We start from the raw sequence: 18,656 nt of genomic DNA on the forward strand, positions 1-18,656 counted from the left end.
TTCAAATTGAAAACAATGAAGGCATTAAAACATATCCTGGTAGCGGCTTTGATACTACTGAGCTTTTCGTGTAAAAAGTTCCTGGAAGAAAAGCCTACCGGTTTCATTTCTCCCGGCGCTGATCTTGCCGGTGAAAAAGTGGCACGTGCATTTGCAAACGGCTGTTATCAGAACCTTACGGGATTGCTCAACGGGCAGTCTGGCTCCTATGGCGGCAATACCTACAATTTGCTGGAATTTATGACCGGCAAAGCCAACAGCGATCTGGGGCAAACCGGTTTTGTGAATTTCCAGAACCTGAGCTATAACAACACTTCTTTCTATGTGGACACCTGGTGGCAGCAGCTCTACCTGGGCGTAGGCGCCTGTAACAATGCGCTGGAGTATATTCCCAAGGTAACCGGTGTGCCTGATGACGCCAAAAACAATATGCTGGCCGAAGCGCATGCATTGCGGGCGCTTTTCTACTTCTACCTGGTACGCATGTACGGCGCAGTGCCGATGGTAACCACTGTAGCTACCAGCGTGGACCAGATCAATATGCACCGTACACCTGCAAAGGCCATTTACGACAGCATCATCATACCAGACCTGCTGACCGCCGAAGCCGCTACCCTTCCCTGGCAGGACAATAACGGCTATGTATCACTGGGCGCGGTAAAATCCATCCTGGCCGATGTATACCTGACCTACGCCGGTGCAGCCATCAATGGCGGCAACCAGTACTATGCAGAATCTGCCAAAAGATCCAAAGAGGTGATCGATAACGGCGGTTATTCGCTGTTCTCCCGCTATACAGACATGAATAACCCGGCCAACAAGAACAGGGGCGAATTCATCTTCCAGGTGCAGTATGCCGCATCGGTACCGGCGCCTAATCCGCTGACACCGCTGCTGCTGCCCAACTATGCAGGGATCTCCTCTTATGCAGATGAATATGGATCGGTATATCCTACGCCGCAGTTCATTGCATCTTTCCCGGACGGTGATAAAAGGGTGCAGGAAAGGCAGTTCTTCTTCACGAAGTATAAGAAGCGCAACAGCACTGATACCGTGCGTTTCCATGCTACATATGTATATAAGTACTTTGATTCTGCAGCAGTGGCCAACACCGCCAAATCAGACCTGAACTATACGCTGTACCGCCTGGCCGATGTATACCTGATGTATGCAGAAGCGTCCAACCGGGCGGAAGGCGGTCCGAATGCCAATGCCATCACTTACGTGAATGCGATCCGCGCACGGGCAGGACTGACGCCCATCGCGGCAATGTCGCAGGCGGCCTTTGAGCAGGAAGTATGGCTGCAACGTTATTATGAGCTGTGCTTTGAGAACAAGATGTGGTTTGATATGATCCGTACCAGGAAGGTGCATAACGATGTAACCGGCGCCTGGGACAATTTTGTGGGGCATAAAACGGTGTTCGGGGCGACGTTCGGGGAGAAACAGCTGTTATTCCCGTTACCGAAGCAGGAAACAGATGTGAACCCGAATCTGCTGCCGAACAACCCCGGGTTCTAATTCATATGTTCATACATACTGGATGGTTTGAGGGTTTGAAAGTTTTTGGTTGTTTAAAAGTTGGAGTTAAGGTTCAGGGGTGCGGCCGGGTTACAGCCCGGCCGTCCTGAACCTCCAACGAAAGACGGTTTAGCGTTTGGAGATTGCTTCGTTGCGGCTGCCTGCAATACGGGGAGGAGAAGCAAACGGGTCTACTATCCCGTCAATGCAAGGCCCGAAGGGCCTTTGAGGGAGCCGGGCCGAAGCAATCTTCAGCGTTAGTTGTTTAAAGGATTGCTTCGTCGCGCCACGCGCGGGGCCTGGAAGGCTTCCCGCTATGACGGGAGATGAAGACCCGTTTGCCATTTAAAGGATTGCTTCGTTGCGCCACGCGCGGGGTCTGGAAGGCTTCCCGCTATGACGGGAGGGAGATCGTTTCAAACTTTCAAACCCTTAACTGTTTGTTTTCTCGAATTATGTCCATATGTTTGTACATATACCTTTTGCGAATGAAACTAAGACAACTCATACTCTTTTCCTGTTTACTTCCGGGCTTTTGTTTTGCGCAGCACCAAAAGGATTTTACTTCCATAGCGCTGCAGCCTACCATTGCCTACCTGCATCATAACAACAGCGCCTGCAGGATGGTACGCCTGCTTTTTCATGGTGGGATGAGCTACGCGCCCGGTAAGCTGGTATTTTCCTTTAACGGCCGCCAGGACAGCCTGGATATCCCTGCCGCTGCGGAAGGTATCTCTGTATTTGAGATCCCTCTGCCCGGTGAGCCGGTGAATAAGGATATGCAGTTGTCGGTGGCGTTACGCTCCGGCAAGCAGACCTATAAGGCTCGTTGTATTGTGACGCCCGCCCGCAGCAACTGGAAGGTGTATGTGATGCCGCATTCTCATGTAGATGTGGGCTATACCAATGTACAGGCTAAAGTGCTGGACATCCATAAGAATAATATAGACGAAGCCATCAAGATAGCCGAACATTCTGCCAGCTATCCGCCCGAAGCCCGTTTTAAGTGGAATACAGAAGCCATCTGGGTGGTAGAACATTACCTGGCGGATGCAGATGCCGCCAAACAAAAACGCTTCTGGGATGCCGTTCAGAAAGGATGGATCAACCTGGATGGCGGCTATGGTAATATCAATACCAGTGCTACGAGTCCGGCGCAGCTGCTGCACATGTTCTACACAGGTACCCGCCTGGCAAAAGACCATGGCATGGAGGTCCATACCATGTTCCAGGGCGATGTGCCCGGCGCTTCCTGGGGCCTCTCGAGCCAGGCTGACATCAGCGGCATCCGGTATTTCCTGAGTGCGCCCAATGCCTCTGACCGTATTGGCAGCGCCGATACCTGGCGGGATCATCCCTTTTACTGGGTCTCTCCATCGGGTAAACAAAAACTGCTGTTCTATCAATCCTCCCCCTACTCTATTGGCTATAAGCTGAAGGGCAGCAAGATCCCGAACTTCTTCACCATTGATGAACCCAAACCTTATTTTACCGGTAAACCTTCTGACAACTTTCTTAACCCCTTCCTCTTTAACTACCTGGCACAACTGGAACAGCGAAAGGCGCCATATAATATGACCCTGCTCACCTGGGCCATGAGCGACAACGCGCCCATTGATCCTGAATTGCCCGAAGCGGTAAAGACCTGGAATGAACGTTATGCCTCTCCCCGCCTGATCATTTGCTCTGTTAAACAATTCTTCCAGGACCTGGAAGCGAATTATAAAGACCAGATCCCCGTCATTGCCGGCGATTATACAGAATTCTGGACAGATGGCATTGCCTCTGCCGCACGTGAAACCGGCATTAACCGCCGTGCTTCCGATCAGCTGCAACAGGCCGCCGCCATCTGGGCCATCCGTAACAAGGCAGGCTATCCTTCCCGTGATTTCGATTCTGCCTGGACTAATATCGTGATGTTTAACGAACATACCTGGGGCGCCTTCAACAGTGTATCCCATCCGGAAGATCCGAAGGTGCTGTCCCAATGGGCCTATAAGCAGGCATTTGCATTGCGGGGAGATTCCCTCACGAAAGTGTTGCTGACCAAAAGCACCGATGCGGATCAGGGCATTGCTAATGCAGTAGATATTTACAATACTTTGTCGCATACACGCAGCGGCCTGGTGACCATCCCCGCAGCGCTCAGTACAGCAGGCGATCTGGTAAAAGACAGTAAAGGCAAAAAAGTGCCTTCGCAGCGCCTCTCCAATGGTGAACTGGCCGTGTTTGTAAAATCGCTGCCGCCTTTTTCCAAACAACGCTTTACCATTCATGCAGGCGCGGCGTACATCGATGGCCGGGCAACCGTTACTGATCATACTTTGCAGAACGGGATCTATTCCATAACACTGGACGGCAATACCGGTAACATTGTCCGCCTCACCAGGAAAGGTATTGAACAAAACCTCGCCGACTCGGGCGGGTTGAACGAATACACCTACTTGCCGGGCGATTCACTGGAAAAGATCCGGTATGCAGCTAAGCCCACTATCAGCATTAAAGAAAAAGGTCCGCTAGTGGTCAGCCTCCTCGTAACCTCAGCTGCGCCGGGCGCCAGCAAGCTGCAAAGAGAGATCCGCCTGGTGGCGGATGAAGATCGCGTAACGCTCATCAACACGATCGATAAAAAAGCCATCACCAGCAAGGAGAGCGTACATTTTGTGTTTCCTTTCCATATTCCCGGCGCGCAGGTGCGATACAGCATTCCCTGGGGAAGCATCACTGCAGAAGCCGACCAGCTGCCGCATACTAACAGGAACTGGTATACGCTGCAACGCTGGGTGGATATTTCCAATGGCGAACTGGGTATTACCTGGTCCAGTCCGGATGCGCCTTTATTCGAGATTGGCCGCACCACCACTACTGCCGGCCTGATAGGCGGCCTGCATAACTCTCCTTTATGGAAAACATATACGGAACAGCAGCCCGCCATCTCTTCCTGGGTGATGAACAATCTCTGGCATACCAATTTCCGCGCCGGCCAGGAAGGCCCTGCTACCTTCCATTATTACCTGCAGGCACATAACAGCGGCTATGACGCTGCGGCCGCCAATGCTTACGGACTTGACAACCATCAACCCCTGGTAGCCGCACCTGCAGCCGGTGCAGCAACAGAATCCCTTTTCTTCCATATTTCAGGGCAGGGCGTTTATGTAGAGAACATCCATCCTGCCCGCAATAGTAAAGGTGTGGTGTTACAGCTTGTAAATCCTGCATCCGTACCCGTAACAGTTAGCTTGTCTCCCAGGGACCGGTCATCATCCCTTACGGTACGGCAAAGCAACCTGCTGGAAGAAGAAGGCGCAGAGCTGGGGAATACTTTTACCCTGCCTGCAAGAGACATTATCATGATACATGTAGCAACAAACTGACTGGAAGTATGAACCAACACAACACAGCAACCATGCCCTGGCGACAATCTACCCAGCCTGTAATGCCCCCGCGGCTAAGCGCCCGGCGGCCCACAGGATACGACATGTATCCCGCGCATCCCCTTGGGCCCGGGAAGATACATGCTGGCCATGCGGCGCTGGCAGACTGGATAGCCACACAGCAACTGGTATTGATAGACGGATATGCGGGTATTTTCTGGGATGCCCTGCACGAAGCGCTGGACGCACAATTACAACAGCGGGGCCTGCGCATCAGCTGGCATTTTATGCAGGATGCCCAGAAAGATCCGGGCATTATACAAGCGCTGGTTGCGCCGTTTATTGGAAAAGAAGGCGAGGTATGGGGCACCAAAACGACGCTGCAGATCACTGATTTCTTTGAGGCCGATAAACTCGTCCCGGCACTGGATGTGGATGCGGACATCAACATCATCATTGGTACCGGCGCGGCGCTCACTTACCCGGGAGCGGCGCTCATCTACCTGGATATTCCAAAGAATGAATGGCAATACCGCATGCGAGCAGGCGCTATCGCCAATTTTGGTGCGGTATCTCCCATCGCAGCAGATGAAATGTACAAACGCGCGTACTTTGTAGACTGGGTGGTGCTGAATGAGCATAAACGCAGTCTGCTGAACAATATCGATATCATGGTAGATGGTCAGCGTCCTGACATGCCTGTCTGGATCTATGGCAAAGACCTGCAGCAGGGCATAGATCTGCTGAGCCGTTCCCCCTTCCGCGTGCGCCCCTGGTTTGAACCGGGCGCCTGGGGCGGACAATGGCTCAAGCAGCATATTCCGCAACTGAACCAGGATGCTGTGAATTATGCCTGGTCTTTTGAGCTGATCGTTCCGGAGAACGGCGTAGTATTTGAAAGCGATGACTATCTGCTGGAAATCCCGTTTGAGTGGATGATGTACTACCGTTATGAAGCGATACTGGGCCGCCATGCGGAAATCTTCCGTTATGAGTTTCCCATTCGATTTGACTTCCTTGACACCTTTGACGGTGGTAATCTTTCCATACAATGTCATCCGGCATTTTCGTATATCCGCGAGCATTTCGGCGAAACCTTCACCCAGGACGAAACCTATTACATCCTGGATTGTAAGGACGGCGCATCCGTATATCTTGGCCTGCAGGAAGGTGTTGATGCAGGCGCATTCAGAAATGCGCTGGAAGAGAGCAGGGATCACAACAAAGCGGTGGACATAGAACAATATGTACAACGTTTACCGGCGCGGCGGCACGATCTGTTCCTGATCCCAAACGGTACGGTACACAGTGCCGGGGCTAACAACCTGGTATTGGAGATCAGCGCTACGCCGTATATCTTTACCTTTAAAATGTACGACTGGCTGCGGCTTGGACTGGATGGTAAGCCGCGGGCCATCAACATTGCGCACGCCTTCAATAACCTGGATCTGAGCAGGCAGGGAGCAGCCGTTACAGCGGAGCTGGTATCCCGTCCGCAGGTGATAGCAAACGGCGCAGACTGGCAGATCATCCATCTTCCCACTCATGCCGCACACTTTTATGATGTACACCGCCTTGAATTTGACAGCGAAATGATCATGCATACAGATCATTGCTGCCTGGTGCTGATGCTGGTGGAAGGCACTTCCATCGCGGTTAGCACGGCAGATGACCGCACTACTGTTTACCATTATGCGGAAACCTTTGTGATACCAGCCGGAGTGGGTGCCTGCCGTATAAAGAACCAGGGCGCTACCCGGGCGAAGTTGATCAAGGCTTTTTTAAAACAGGAACATTATGTTTTCAGCAACATCACATCCGCCCGCCATGGAAACCCTGACGAACAATAAGCTGGCGTTCATCACCTTCATTGCCTCGTTGGGGGGCTTCCTCTTTGGCTTTGATATGGCTGTGGTATCGGGCGTGCTGCCACTGGTACAACAGCAGTTCGGTTTAACTGCGGCGCAGGAAGGCTGGTTTGTATCTTCTGCTTTGGCCGGCTGTATTGCAGGCGTGTTATTTGCCAGCGAATTCACTGACCGCCTGGGCAGAAAGAAACTGCTGCTGCTGGCGGCCTTTTTCTTCCTGCTGACGGCACTTGGCTGCATACTGCTGCCGAGTTTTTCCCTGCTGATAGCCGCGCGTATACTGGGCGGCATGGCGGTGGGCGTTGCATCCAGCGTGGTACCGCTTTACCTGTCGGAAATTGCGCCGGACAACAAAAGAGGGCGCCTGGTAACCTATTACCAGCTGGCCGTGACCATTGGCATCTTTGTGGCTTACCTGAGCAATGCGCTGCTGCTGCAATACGGGATGGATTTCCTCCCGGGCACAGACCTGTGGAGAAAGATGTTCGGCGTAGGGATGCTGCCTGCCCTGCTCTTTCTGCTGGGCCTCAGCGGCATTCCTGAAAGTCCGCGCTGGCTGAAACAGCGGCAGATACAAACAACAGCATCTGCAGGCAGTTATCGCCAGTTATGGGCGCCGGCATTACGCAGGGCTTTGCTGATAGGCATCCTGCTACCTTTGTTCTCACAGTTCAGCGGGATTAATGCCATCATCTATTACGGGCCCACCATCCTGCATAATTCCGGGATTACGCTGAGCAATTCCTTACTGAGCCAGCTGTTCTTCGGAGCCGCAAATGTGCTCTTCACGCTGATCGCCATCTGGAAAGTAGACAGCTTAGGCAGGCGGCCCCTGTACCTGTGGGGTACGGCCGGTGCGGCGATCAGCCTGATACTGACTGGCATCTGTTTTTACACCGGGGCTACCAACGGATGGTACCTGCTGTTTTGTGTACTGGCTTTCCTGGCCTTCTTTGCGTTCTCTATCGGTCCGCTGAAATTTGTGATCGCAGCAGAGATCTTCCCCGATCACATTCGTGCAAAGGCTTTATCTTTCAGCATCATGGTGATGTGGGTGGCGGATACGGTGGTAGGGCAGCTAACGCCGATGTTATTACATTCACTGGGTACAGCGCAGACCTTCTGGTTCTTTGCCCTGTTCTGCGTGCTGGCATTTATTACGGTATACCGGCTGATACCGGAGACCAAAGGACAATCTTTTGAACAGATCCAGGGACACTGGAACAACATAACACACTAAGTAATGAGCAAGGCTATTGTATTGGGTGCAGACATTGGCGGATCACATATCACTACCGCACTGATAGATCAGGAGCAGGGTACGCTGCTGCCGGGGTCCTGGCACAGAGAGCGGGTCAACTCAGGCGCCGGTGCAGATGAGATTATTCACAGCTGGGGCAGGGTCATGAAGCGTAGCCTGGAAGCCGCGCCGGGCGTGTACCGTGTGGGCATTGCCATGCCCGGACCGTTTGATTATGATGCCGGAGTTTCGTTCATCAGGGGACTGCACAAATACGACTCACTGTATGGGCTCAACGTAAAAGACCTGCTGGCAGACCAGCTGCATACGGAAGCACAGTATATCCAAATGGCCAATGATGCACAATGCTTTCTGCAGGGCGAGCTGCTGAGCGGCGCCGCAAAAGGCTACCAGGATATTACCGGGCTGACACTGGGCACCGGTTTTGGGGCAGCTATTGCAGAAGGCGGCATTGCCAGGGAGGCCAGGTATTTTGAAATGCATTTCCTGGAATCTACCGCGGAGGAGTACTTCTGTTCCAGGTGGTTCATCCAGCGATACAAGGAACTGACCGGTGAGCAACTGGCCAATGTAAAAGAGATAGCAGCGGACGTACAGCGGACGCCGGATGCCATGCTTATATTCCACGAATTCGGGTCTAACCTGGCCCTGTTCCTTTCGGAACTTCGCCCGGTGCCAAAGGTGGTCTTGCTGGGCGGTAATATTGCGCATACCTATGCGCTGTTCAGTCCATCCTTACAGGATAAACTGGATGCCTGCGGCCTGCAGATCACCTTTGTTCTATCTGCGCTGGACGAAAGGGCAACTTTGTTCGGGGCGGCGGGTATAGCATGATTATGATTATCTTCGGGCAATTGTGATATGTTATGTTTTTCCATTTCCGTAACAGGTTTCCTCAACTCAACACCTACTGGGATAAATACCTGCCCTATCAGAAACGGCTGGAAGCCCCTGCCAGAACAGTATTGCTGGAAGAAGGAAAGAAATCCCAGCATTATATCTTTATAGAGAAAGGCTGTGTGCGTGCTTACTTTGATAAGGACGGCGAAGATAAGACCATGCAGTTCTTTTTTGAAAACGAAGGGCTCAGCTCATTTGACAGTTTTGTGAACAATGTGCCGAGTCCCATTACGATCGAGACCATTGAACCTTCTGTACTTTACCTGCTTCCCAAACGTTATGTGATGCAATTGCTCAATGAACTAAGTACGGAGCCCGGTTTTGCGCAGATGGTGCTGCAGATGACCGCACAGCGGCAGGTGCATTATATCAGTGAATTTGTGTCCTTTATCCGCGACACGCCGGAAGAACGGTATCAGCGTTTGCTGAAAGAACGTCCCCATATTATTCAGCGGGTGCCCCAGCATTTTATTGCCTCCTACCTGGGTATCAGCAAAGTACACCTGAGTCGTATTAAAAGTAAACTGGCGAAGAATAAAACGCGCTTCTGAACTTGATAACATATGTTATCGTGCCCTGGCTGCTGCCTGCTCTAATTTTGTTTCAACAAAAAAAACAGAACATGAAAGCAGCAGTTATGTATCAGCAAGCGGAACTGCCTCAGTATGCAGAAGTGCCTGAGCCACTTGTGCAAAGCGACAGGCAGGTATTAGTAAGCGTTAAAGCGGCCGCTGTAAAACAGCTGGACAGGGGCATGGCCCGCGGCAAACACTATGCATCGGGACCTTCCTCCGGAGACAAGGGCCGCGTGCCCGGCAGTGACGGTATTTGTTTATTGCCGGATGGCAGGCGGGTGTATGCCATAGGCATGAGCGGTATGCTGGCAGAAAAAGCCGTAGTTGACAGGGACCGTATTGTTCCGGTGCCCGACGCATTGGACGATGTGACTGCGGCCGCCCTGCCTAATGCTGTTTTTGGCGCGGCGATGGCACTGACATTCAAGGCCGGTATCCGGGCGGGTGATGTTGTATTGATAAACGGTGCCACGGGTGTTACGGGCCGGGTAGCAGTGCAACTGGCCAAATATTATGGGGCGGGAAGAGTGATCGTTACCGGAAGGAACAGGGCATCGCTGGAGTCATTGCGTGCACTGGGCGCAGATGAGATCATCGTTATTGCAAAGGAAGATGAGACATTTAAAGCACAGCTGGCATTGATACATACAGCAAGTCCTATTGACATCGTCATTGATTACCTCTGGGGGCATACAGCGGAAATGATCCTGGCGGGTGTAAAGGGAAATGGTTCATTTACCAACCGTATCCGCTATGTATCAGTGGGTAGTATGGCGGGCGATCAGATCACGCTGTCGGCCGCCATTCTCAGGAGCGTTGACCTGCAATTGACGGGCTCCGGGATGGGCTCGTGGTCGAAACAACAGGTGAGGCAGGCGCTCAGTGAGTTGTTGCCGGAGATGTTTGCCCTGGCAGCAGAAGGTAAGCTGAAAGTGGATACGGTGACGGTGAAGCTGGAGGATATTGAAAAGTTATGGGACCAGGAGATACCAGGAGGGCATAGGTTGGTGGTGACGATTTGATGAGCGACTTACAGGCAATGAAAGGAGCTATCTGTTTATTGCCTGTAAGTTGGCTGAGGTTTAGCGTTGTTATATTACTTTATCTTCCAAGGATTTCAAATCGATCTCTTTAAGGAAACCATAGTAAGCTTTATCCTCTACTTCCTGCGCTTTAAAATAATCATAGATTATCCGGGTTTTCAGATAGTACCTGATCCCTTCCGTCCAGGAGTCCCATATTTTTTTCTCTATCCTTCCCTTTTTATACCAAAAATATTCCTCTGCACATAAATTGAGATAATCCTGCATCACTTGGTTAGGAGTTCTACTATCAGACAATTTGTAGTCAGATGCTACACCCGACATACTGTTAGCCCTGATCAGATTAAGATCGTCATTCAATTTACTGAATCGTTCATTGAATGCATCAAACAATGAACGAAAAACCGCGTCCTGTTCTATCCAGTGTTTATTCAAAGCAATGTAAAAAGTAGCAATGGCGATTAGCGCAGTAATATGTTCCGTTCGCTGGCCTTCAGATTGAAACATGGAAAGCAGAACACCAAAAAATGCGATTGATAAACCGAGTAATGACCAGGTGCTTCTCTGGATGTAAAATTTTCTTATCAATTTGGTATAGGTAAGTGTAAATAAATAGTAAAATAGTGTAAAGGACTGAATGATCAAAAGGGGATTTTTCCTTTTTTTTCAAAGCCATTAAGCGTTGATCTTTGACCTGCGTTTTGCTGCTAAAAACTCCCGGAGAAAAGAAAAAAATGCACATCACATATGGATCTACGAGCGGGTGGATTGCAAAACCTAAATTAAAAAACGCCAGCCGCACAACATACAAATTATTACCACAGCGGACCATCGATGAGCAAGACAGTTTACTAGCTGTGTACAATAAACGTAAAAGTTATACGCCACAAAGCCATCGATCCACTAATAGCCCCCAACCGACTTGCAGCCCCAAAACAATACATGTGAAAGGATATTACAGGAAAAACGGCACCTATGTCAGACCTCACACCAGGAGTGCTCCCGGTAGAAGACATTAACTGCAGTTGACTGGTGACCGGATAACCTGAAAATCCCGGGAAAAAATGGATGAGCCCACAAGTGTAAAACTTACGCTTTATTTCCGCTAAAATTCCTATTTTACCCCTTTAGCATCATTCTCGTTCATTTTTTTAAATCTATTTTGAAAATGCCACGTAAAACACTCATTGTCCTTATTTCATTTGTCATCCATTCCACATTCATTACCGGCGCCTCGGCGCAAACCCTTAAAACCCGCTGGGCCTCAAAAGTTTCCTCCGGCACCCCGCTTCCGGAATACCCGCGGCCACAGCTGGAAAGATCCCAATGGCTGAACCTGAACGGCTCCTGGCAATACGCCATACTGCCGAAATCGCAGGAAAATGCCCCAACGGCTTATGCGGGAAACATCCTTGTACCTTACGCCGTTGAATCTGCCCTTTCAGGGGTACAGAAAACCGTTGGTAAAGACAGCATCCTTTGGTACAAACGTACCTTTACCGTTCCTTCCGCCTACAGGAACAAGGATATTCTCCTGCACTTTGGCGCGGTAGACTGGCAAACAGATGTCTATATCAATGGCAAACACGCCGGCACCCACCAGGGCGGCTTTGATCCTTTTAGCTTCAACATTACCTCCCTGCTGAAAAAATCGGGCACACAGGAGATTGTTGTGAAAGTATGGGATCCAACCGATGAAGGTCCGCAACCCCGGGGTAAACAGATCATCAAGCCGCACGGCATCTGGTATACGCCTGTTACCGGTATCTGGCAGACCGTATGGTTAGAGCCGGTGGCGCCTACCTATATCGCTTCCCTGAAACCCGTGCCTGATATTGATAAACAATCCCTCCAACTGTCGGTGAACACCGAAAACCTGCAGGCGGGCGACCAGGTAAAGATCGTTGCCCTTGACGGTACCCAACAGGTAGCCGAGCAGACGCTGGACAATGGCGCTGCCGCTACACTGAATATCGCCAACCCGAAATTGTGGTCTCCCTCCTCTCCCGCCCTCTATAAGCTTAAGGTGTCCATCCTGCGCAAAGGCAAGGTAATAGACGAGGTAAAGAGCTATTTCGCGATGCGAAAGATCTCTATGGCGCCTGATCAGCAGGGTATACAGCGTATGCTGCTGAACAACAACTTTGTCTTCCAGTTTGGTCCGCTGGACCAGGGCTGGTGGCCTGACGGGCTCTATACCGCCCCTACCGATGATGCCTTGCGTTTTGACATCGAAAAGACCAAAGAGCTGGGCTTTAACATGATCCGCAAGCACGTAAAAGTGGAACCTGCCCGCTGGTACTATTATGCAGATTCCCTGGGCATCCTGGTATGGCAGGACATGCCCAGCGGCGACCTGGGTAACAGGTGGGACAGCCGCCCCGCCATCTATGGCCGTGCTACGGATAAAGACCGTACACCGGAATCTGAAAAGATCTACCGCAACGAGTGGAAAGCCATTATGGACGCTGTGAGCTTTTTCCCTTCCATCGTGGTATGGGTACCATTTAACGAAGCCTGGGGCCAGTTCAAAACAGCTGATATCACCAAATGGACAATGGAATACGATCCCTCCCGCCTGGTGAACAGCGCCAGCGGCGGTAACTTCCACCCGGTTGGGCATATCATAGACCTGCACAACTATCCCGACCCGGCAATGCCCCAGGCAGAGATATTTGGCAACAAACAGATACTGGTACTGGGAGAATACGGCGGCCTCGGACTGCCGCTTGACGGGCATACCTGGCAGCAGAAAAACAACTGGGGTTACCAGACCTTCAAGAATGCCGACGATATGTTTAAAGTGTACAGCGACTTTTGTGAACGCCTGAAAGATCTCATTCAACACGGACTGTCAGCAGCCGTTTATACTCAGACCACTGACGTGGAGATGGAAGTAAACGGTCTCATGACCTACGACCGTGAGATCATCAAAGTACCGGCCGAAAAGATCAGTGCGGTGAATAAGGCGGTGATCAATAGCAAATAATACAAAGTTCAGGTTTGAGGTTTGAGGTTTGTTAAAGGTTAGTGGTTCATTGACTGGTATGCAGGTAAGGCTGCCTGTTGGTGAACCTCAAACCTCAAACTTCAAACCTCAAACTTTTTTGAAAAGTGTTCCGCCTGAAAAGGCGGAACGTGTCATCCCTCAAATATATCGACACGTCCCTGGCCAAGAACCGGGGTTGTGACCGTAATCTTTATTCCATTGTTAGGTCCGCTATAAATTTCTGCATAAAATCCGGATCTTATGGTAGACTTTCGGGTCAATTTTTACAAAAGAGCGGAAATTCGGGTCAGGAAGGCCGGCGGATAATAGCTAAAATTTGGCTAAACGGCAAATTTCAGGTATCTTCACTGGATTTTAATAGTATATTAACTATACCAGTGGGACAAATAAGTAACCTCAGGTAAATTTATAAAAAAGATAAACGAACATTGAACTTTCACGAATTTGGATTTGACGACGATCTGCTGGATGGCATTTATGCCATGGGCTATGAAAAGGCCACTCCTGTACAGGAACAGGTAATACCACCCATTATTGCAGGCAGAGATATCATTGCATCAGCGCAGACAGGTACCGGTAAAACGGCCGCATTCCTGCTCCCGGTACTCCACAACCTGCTTACGCAACCCCGGGATGAAAAGAGTATCAACGCAATGGTGATCGTGCCTACACGCGAACTGGCCATCCAGATCGCGCAAACGCTCGAAGGCCTCACCTACTATACCTCCATCAGTTCTATAGCCGTATATGGCGGCACCGGCGGCGCTTCCTTCGCCACTGAAAAAAAGGCGCTGGCTACCGGCGTGGACATTGTCATTTGTACACCCGGCCGCATGATAGCCCACCTCAACATGGGCTATGTGAACGTAAAGCAGTTGAAATACCTGGTGCTGGACGAAGCCGACCGCATGCTGGACATGGGTTTCTTTGACGACATTATCAAGATCATCTCTTACCTGCCTAAGGAAAGGCAGAATTTGATGTTCTCTGCTACCATGCCGCCCAAAATAAAGCAGCTGGCGCTCCGCATCCTGCAGGAGCCTGTAGGCATATCCATCGCCCTGAACAAGGCGCCGGAAAAGATCGTACAAAAAGCCTTCCTGGTGCACGAACAGCAAAAGGCGCCATTGATCAAATATGTGCTTTCACAACAGCAGTTTGAAAGCGTGATCATCTTCTGCTCCAGCAAAATGAATGTTAAACAGCTGTACGCAGAGCTGAAACAGGCGAAATTCTCCACAGAGCTGATCCACTCCGACCTGGAACAGGAAAAACGCGAACAGGCCCTGCTGGACTTTAAGAATAAAAAGCTGAAAATACTGGTGGCTACGGACATCCTGAGCCGCGGTATCGATATTGAGGATATTGACCTGGTGATCAATTACGATGTGCCGAAAGATGCGGAAGATTATATTCACCGCATTGGCCGTACCGCCCGCGCCGCCTCAGAGGGCAGCGCCTATACCTTTGTGAGCGGTAAAGAAATGGGCCGCTTTGCACGTATAGAAAGAACGCTGGGAAAACAGGTACCCCGCGGCGAAGTGCCGGAACAATTTGGTCCAGCCCCTTCGTTTAACGCAAGGCCGGAAGGAAGACCGGGCCGGAACAATGGTAAACCACGGCGTAATGGCGGCGGTAAACCGGGAGGCGGCCATGGCAGACCAGGCGGCAACGGCAAGCCGGATGGGAACAGTAATGGTCAGGGTAACCGTAACGGTGCTCCGCAAGGCCACCGGAAACCGAAGAAGAAGCCATCAAATAATTTCAACAACAATAAAAGCAGTTAGCGGAGAACTAACTGCTTTTTTGTTTAAGCCAGATACCGCTTTTCGGCGTTGTTATAACCCCGGTGCAATGGTACCGGAGTTTTCTATTCTGTTTACTTAGAGTTTGCTGATCTTGTTGCGCAGTATACGCTTTTCTGTTTCTGACTGCGTTTGGGCGATAGCGGTCTCAAAATATTGTTTAGCCTGCACGAGGTCATCTAACCTTGCGTGCAGTTCTCCGAGTAAGCTGTTATACAGGTAAAAAGATGCGAGCTTCTTCCGGTCTTTTATTTGCTCCAGCTCCACCAATGCCGCAGACGGGCCATGTACCAGCATTACCACGACGGCCCTGTTCAATTCAGTAATGGCGGAAGGCGCGGTTTCACAAAGCCAGTCGTAATATTCCAGGATCTTTCTCCAATTGGTTTGGGCATAGCTTTCGGCAATGCAGTGTTCATAAGCGATAGCGGCTTCCAGGTGGTAGCGGCTGATCGTGTTGCCGAAAGCGGCCCTTTCCATATAGGCGTTCCCGAAGGCGATCAGCTGACGATCCCATTTGCCACGGTCCTGTTCTGACAGCAGGATGATCTCCCCTGCTGTGCTCAACCGGCTTTCCGTGCGTGAGGCGTGGAAGCACATAAGGGCCATCAGCGCAAAGGTGGAAGGTGTTTGCGTGTAGACATTTTCCGTGAGCAGCTTACAGAGCAGCATCGCTTCTTCCATTACATCCTTGCGGATCAGGTCTTCTGAATGGGTAGAGTTATATCCTTCGTTGAATAACAGGTAGATGGCGTTCAGTACGGCAGCGGTACGGTGTTCCAGGTCGGCGATGGAGGGAATCTCCAGTTTGATCCTGTTATCGCGGAAAAACTCTTTTGTGCGGTAGAGCCTTTTGGAAATGGTATCTTCTGAAGTAAGGAACGCTTTCGCGATTTCTGCGGTACTGAAGCCGCAAAGCGTTTTCAGGATGATGGTCACCTGGTTCTCTTCAGAAACGCCGGGATGGCAGCAGGCGAACATCATGCGCAACATATCATCCTTCACAGGGGCTTCCTGCCAGAGGTGGTCCATCGTTGCGTCAAGCGTATAGCCGAAACTGTGTGAATGGCTTTCATCATCCGTGAAATCAAACTGTACGGAATGTTTATTCCGGCGGATGATGTCAATGGCCTTGTTCTTGGCTACGCGGAACAGCCAGGCGGAAGGATTGTCCGGAATACCTTTGTCCGTCCAGGACTGCATGGCATGCAGCAGGGTATCCTGCACAACATCTTCGGCTGTTTCCAGGTTTTCTGCGCCGAAGATCTTTGTCAGCACAGCTACCATCTTCCCCGCTTCGCGGCGGAAAAGATGGTCTGTCAGCTGGTTAATATGATCAGGTGAAATGGCCAAAGGATCAGTTGTTAGGTGCTACTTCCCGTATTTCCATAACGCCGTCGTATTCAAAGATGGGATTGCCATGGGCGATCTGTACGGCCTCCTGCAGGCTGGCTGCTTTGACGGTTACCATACCGTTTACCAGCATTTCATCTTCTGTAAAAGGTCCTTCGCTTAGTTGTTGCTGCTTCCCGCTCATTACCGCACCGTTGCGCTGCAGGCGTAACACGCTGTTCAGCTTCCCGTTTCCGGCGATCTCTCCTATCCATTCTTTTGATCGCAGCATGATCTGCTGCAGTTCTTCGGGTGAGGCTTGCAGGAAACGCGGCCCCACCCTGAATAATAATACGTAATCTTTCATGCTACAGGTTTTAGTGTTTGACCATCTCAGGAAGCAATTTCCCTGATCTCCGTGCTTACATCATCGTGCTCAAAAATGGGGCAGCCTTTGGCCAGGCTGATGGCCTGATCCAGGTCTGTTGCCTTGATGACGAGATACCCCGCAACAATTTCCTTGCCCTCGGCAAAGGGGCCGTCAGTCAATTGGGCTGCTTTCCGGCCCTTCAGTACGGCGCCGGTACCGCCGCCTACCAGGCGCTGGCCCTGTGGCAAATGACCTTTCTGCATCAGGTCTTCCATCCAGGCTTTCCAATTGGCGGAAATCGGTTCACCGGCCTGGGAGCTGGGCACATATTGTGGGCCGCCGCGGAACAAAAAGAGATAGTCTTTCACTTTTTTAAGTTTTTAGTGGTTAAGAGATTGCTTACACACTTAAATGACGAATGAAAGAACCGGGATTTGGACATGGTGGGTAACATAATTTAAAATTCAGTGGAGGAACGGAACAAATATCAATCATTCTATGGTTTAGCCCTTTCATACTGAATGGGCCAGCTGATCTTATCATTCAATTCCTGCGCGGCCTGCAACGGGAAATAGGGGTTGCGCAGGAGTTCCCTTGCCATAATGACCATATCCGCATCGCCGTTTACCAGGATCGTTTCTGCCTGCGTGGCATTGGTGATCATCCCCACAGTGCCGGTGAGTATGCCTGTCTCTTTCCTGATCCGGGAGGCGAACGGCAACTGGTAGGCCGGTCCTACAGGAATATGTTGCTGCACTGAGAGTCCGCCGCTGGAAACATCCACCAGATCTACTCCGCTTTCTTTCAGTATATGCGCCAGCTTTACCGATTCATCGGGATTCCAGCCACCATCCACCCAATCTGTGGCAGAGATCCTGACAAACAATGGCAGCTCCTGCGGCCAGACTGTTTTTACGCTCTCAATTATTTCCAGTAACAAGCGGATGCGGTTTTCAAAGCTGCCGCCATATTCATCTGTACGATGGTTGCTTAAGGGAGATAAGAACTGATGTACCAGGTAACCATGTGCGGCGTGTACCTCTATTACTTTAAAGCCGGCGGCCAATGATCTTTTAGCGGCAGCTGTAAAATCTGCAATTACTTTATGGATACCTTCTATAGTGAGTGCTTCCGGCAGGGGGTAATTATCGGAGAAACGTATAGCGGAAGGCGCAACTGTTACCCATCCCCCGTTTGCAACAGTTACCTCTCCACGGCCTTTCCAGGGTGCATTGGTACTGGCCTTGCGGCCGGCGTGGGCCAGCTGGATGCCGGGCACACATTGCTGAGCGGATATAAACGATGTGATCTGCCGCAGTTTCTCGACATGTTCGTCCTTCCAGATGCCGAGATCTTCCGGGGAGATACGGCCTTCCGGCGATACGGCTGCGGCTTCTGTGATGATCAACCCGGCGCCGCCTACCGCACGGCTGCCAAGATGAACGAGATGCCAGTCGTTAGCGAAGCCGTCTTCTGAAGAATACTGGCACATGGGAGATACGGCGATCCTGTTCTTAAACTGAAGCCCTTTTATGGTAAGAGGAGAAAATAATTGTGACATATGTTTCCGTTAAATGATCCGGTTGTTAAAGTAAAT

At 50.9% G+C, this 18,656-nt stretch carries 14 protein-coding genes; 9 read left to right on the top strand and 5 right to left on the bottom strand.

Translation table 11 applies throughout. The features are described 5' to 3' along the window. The first annotated feature begins 15 nt into the window (after nucleotides 1-15). From Q0577_RS20420 to Q0577_RS20450, 7 genes are all read left to right on the top strand, one after another. On the top strand, nucleotides 16-1,521 hold the full coding sequence (locus tag Q0577_RS20420; protein ID WP_298739598.1) for a RagB/SusD family nutrient uptake outer membrane protein: 1,506 nt from the start codon (nucleotides 16-18) through the stop codon (nucleotides 1,519-1,521). 488 nt (nucleotides 1,522-2,009) lie between these two features. Next, the gene (locus tag Q0577_RS20425; RefSeq protein ID WP_298739600.1) at nucleotides 2,010-4,895 is read left to right on the top strand and encodes a glycoside hydrolase family 38 C-terminal domain-containing protein; all 2,886 of its coding nucleotides are present in this window, start codon (nucleotides 2,010-2,012) and stop codon (nucleotides 4,893-4,895) included. Nucleotides 4,896-4,903: 8 nt separating this feature from the next. Beyond that, nucleotides 4,904-6,745 (top strand): class I mannose-6-phosphate isomerase, encoded by a 1,842-nt coding sequence (locus Q0577_RS20430; RefSeq protein ID WP_298739602.1) that lies wholly within the window; start codon nucleotides 4,904-4,906, stop codon nucleotides 6,743-6,745. Continuing rightward, nucleotides 6,693-8,003, top strand: a complete 1,311-nt coding sequence (locus Q0577_RS20435) for an MFS transporter (protein WP_298739603.1) — start codon at nucleotides 6,693-6,695, stop codon at nucleotides 8,001-8,003. Before Q0577_RS20430 ends, Q0577_RS20435 begins: the two co-directional genes overlap by 53 nt. A gap of 3 nt (nucleotides 8,004-8,006) precedes the next feature. Next, on the top strand, nucleotides 8,007-8,858 hold the full coding sequence (locus Q0577_RS20440) for an ROK family protein (protein WP_298739604.1): 852 nt from the start codon (nucleotides 8,007-8,009) through the stop codon (nucleotides 8,856-8,858). A 32-nt stretch (nucleotides 8,859-8,890) separates the two neighbouring features. Next, complete coding sequence (locus Q0577_RS20445) at nucleotides 8,891-9,475, top strand: Crp/Fnr family transcriptional regulator (RefSeq protein WP_298739605.1); 585 nt, start codon at nucleotides 8,891-8,893, stop codon at nucleotides 9,473-9,475. Nucleotides 9,476-9,546: 71 nt separating this feature from the next. Then, nucleotides 9,547-10,521 carry a zinc-binding alcohol dehydrogenase family protein gene (locus Q0577_RS20450; protein ID WP_298739607.1) on the top strand — a complete coding sequence of 325 codons (975 nt, stop codon included), beginning with the start codon at nucleotides 9,547-9,549 and terminating at the stop codon, nucleotides 10,519-10,521. Between the two features lie 69 nt (nucleotides 10,522-10,590). Here the strand turns inward: Q0577_RS20450 and Q0577_RS20455 are convergent, their stop codons facing one another. Beyond that, entirely contained in the window at nucleotides 10,591-11,130 is a 540-nt protein-coding gene (locus tag Q0577_RS20455) for a hypothetical protein (protein ID WP_298739608.1), read from the bottom strand. 580 nt (nucleotides 11,131-11,710) lie between these two features. Between Q0577_RS20455 and Q0577_RS20460 the strand changes: the two genes are divergently transcribed. Together Q0577_RS20460 and Q0577_RS20465 are read left to right on the top strand one after the other, a co-directional pair. Further along, nucleotides 11,711-13,531: a sugar-binding domain-containing protein gene (locus tag Q0577_RS20460; protein WP_298739609.1), complete on the top strand. Its 1,821-nt coding sequence runs from the start codon at nucleotides 11,711-11,713 to the stop codon at nucleotides 13,529-13,531. 449 nt (nucleotides 13,532-13,980) lie between these two features. Beyond that, the gene (locus tag Q0577_RS20465; protein WP_298739610.1) at nucleotides 13,981-15,339 is read left to right on the top strand and encodes a DEAD/DEAH box helicase; all 1,359 of its coding nucleotides are present in this window, start codon (nucleotides 13,981-13,983) and stop codon (nucleotides 15,337-15,339) included. Nucleotides 15,340-15,435: 96 nt separating this feature from the next. Here Q0577_RS20465 and Q0577_RS20470 read toward each other — a convergent pair whose 3' ends face one another. From Q0577_RS20470 to namA, 4 genes are all read right to left on the bottom strand, one after another. Continuing rightward, the gene (locus tag Q0577_RS20470) at nucleotides 15,436-16,710 is read right to left on the bottom strand and encodes a sigma-70 family RNA polymerase sigma factor (RefSeq protein ID WP_298739613.1); all 1,275 of its coding nucleotides are present in this window, start codon (nucleotides 16,708-16,710) and stop codon (nucleotides 15,436-15,438) included. Nucleotides 16,711-16,714: 4 nt separating this feature from the next. Next, on the bottom strand, nucleotides 16,715-17,056 hold the full coding sequence (locus Q0577_RS20475) for a YciI family protein (protein WP_298739615.1): 342 nt from the start codon (nucleotides 17,054-17,056) through the stop codon (nucleotides 16,715-16,717). A gap of 26 nt (nucleotides 17,057-17,082) precedes the next feature. After that, nucleotides 17,083-17,427 carry a YciI family protein gene (locus Q0577_RS20480; RefSeq protein ID WP_298739617.1) on the bottom strand — a complete coding sequence of 115 codons (345 nt, stop codon included), beginning with the start codon at nucleotides 17,425-17,427 and terminating at the stop codon, nucleotides 17,083-17,085. A 128-nt stretch (nucleotides 17,428-17,555) separates the two neighbouring features. Beyond that, nucleotides 17,556-18,620, bottom strand: a complete 1,065-nt coding sequence (gene namA / locus Q0577_RS20485) for an NADPH dehydrogenase NamA (RefSeq protein ID WP_298739618.1) — start codon at nucleotides 18,618-18,620, stop codon at nucleotides 17,556-17,558. Nucleotides 18,621-18,656: the final 36 nt, after the last annotated feature.

This window comes from uncultured Chitinophaga sp., assembly GCF_937898475.1.
GTDB lineage: Bacteria > Bacteroidota > Bacteroidia > Chitinophagales > Chitinophagaceae > Chitinophaga.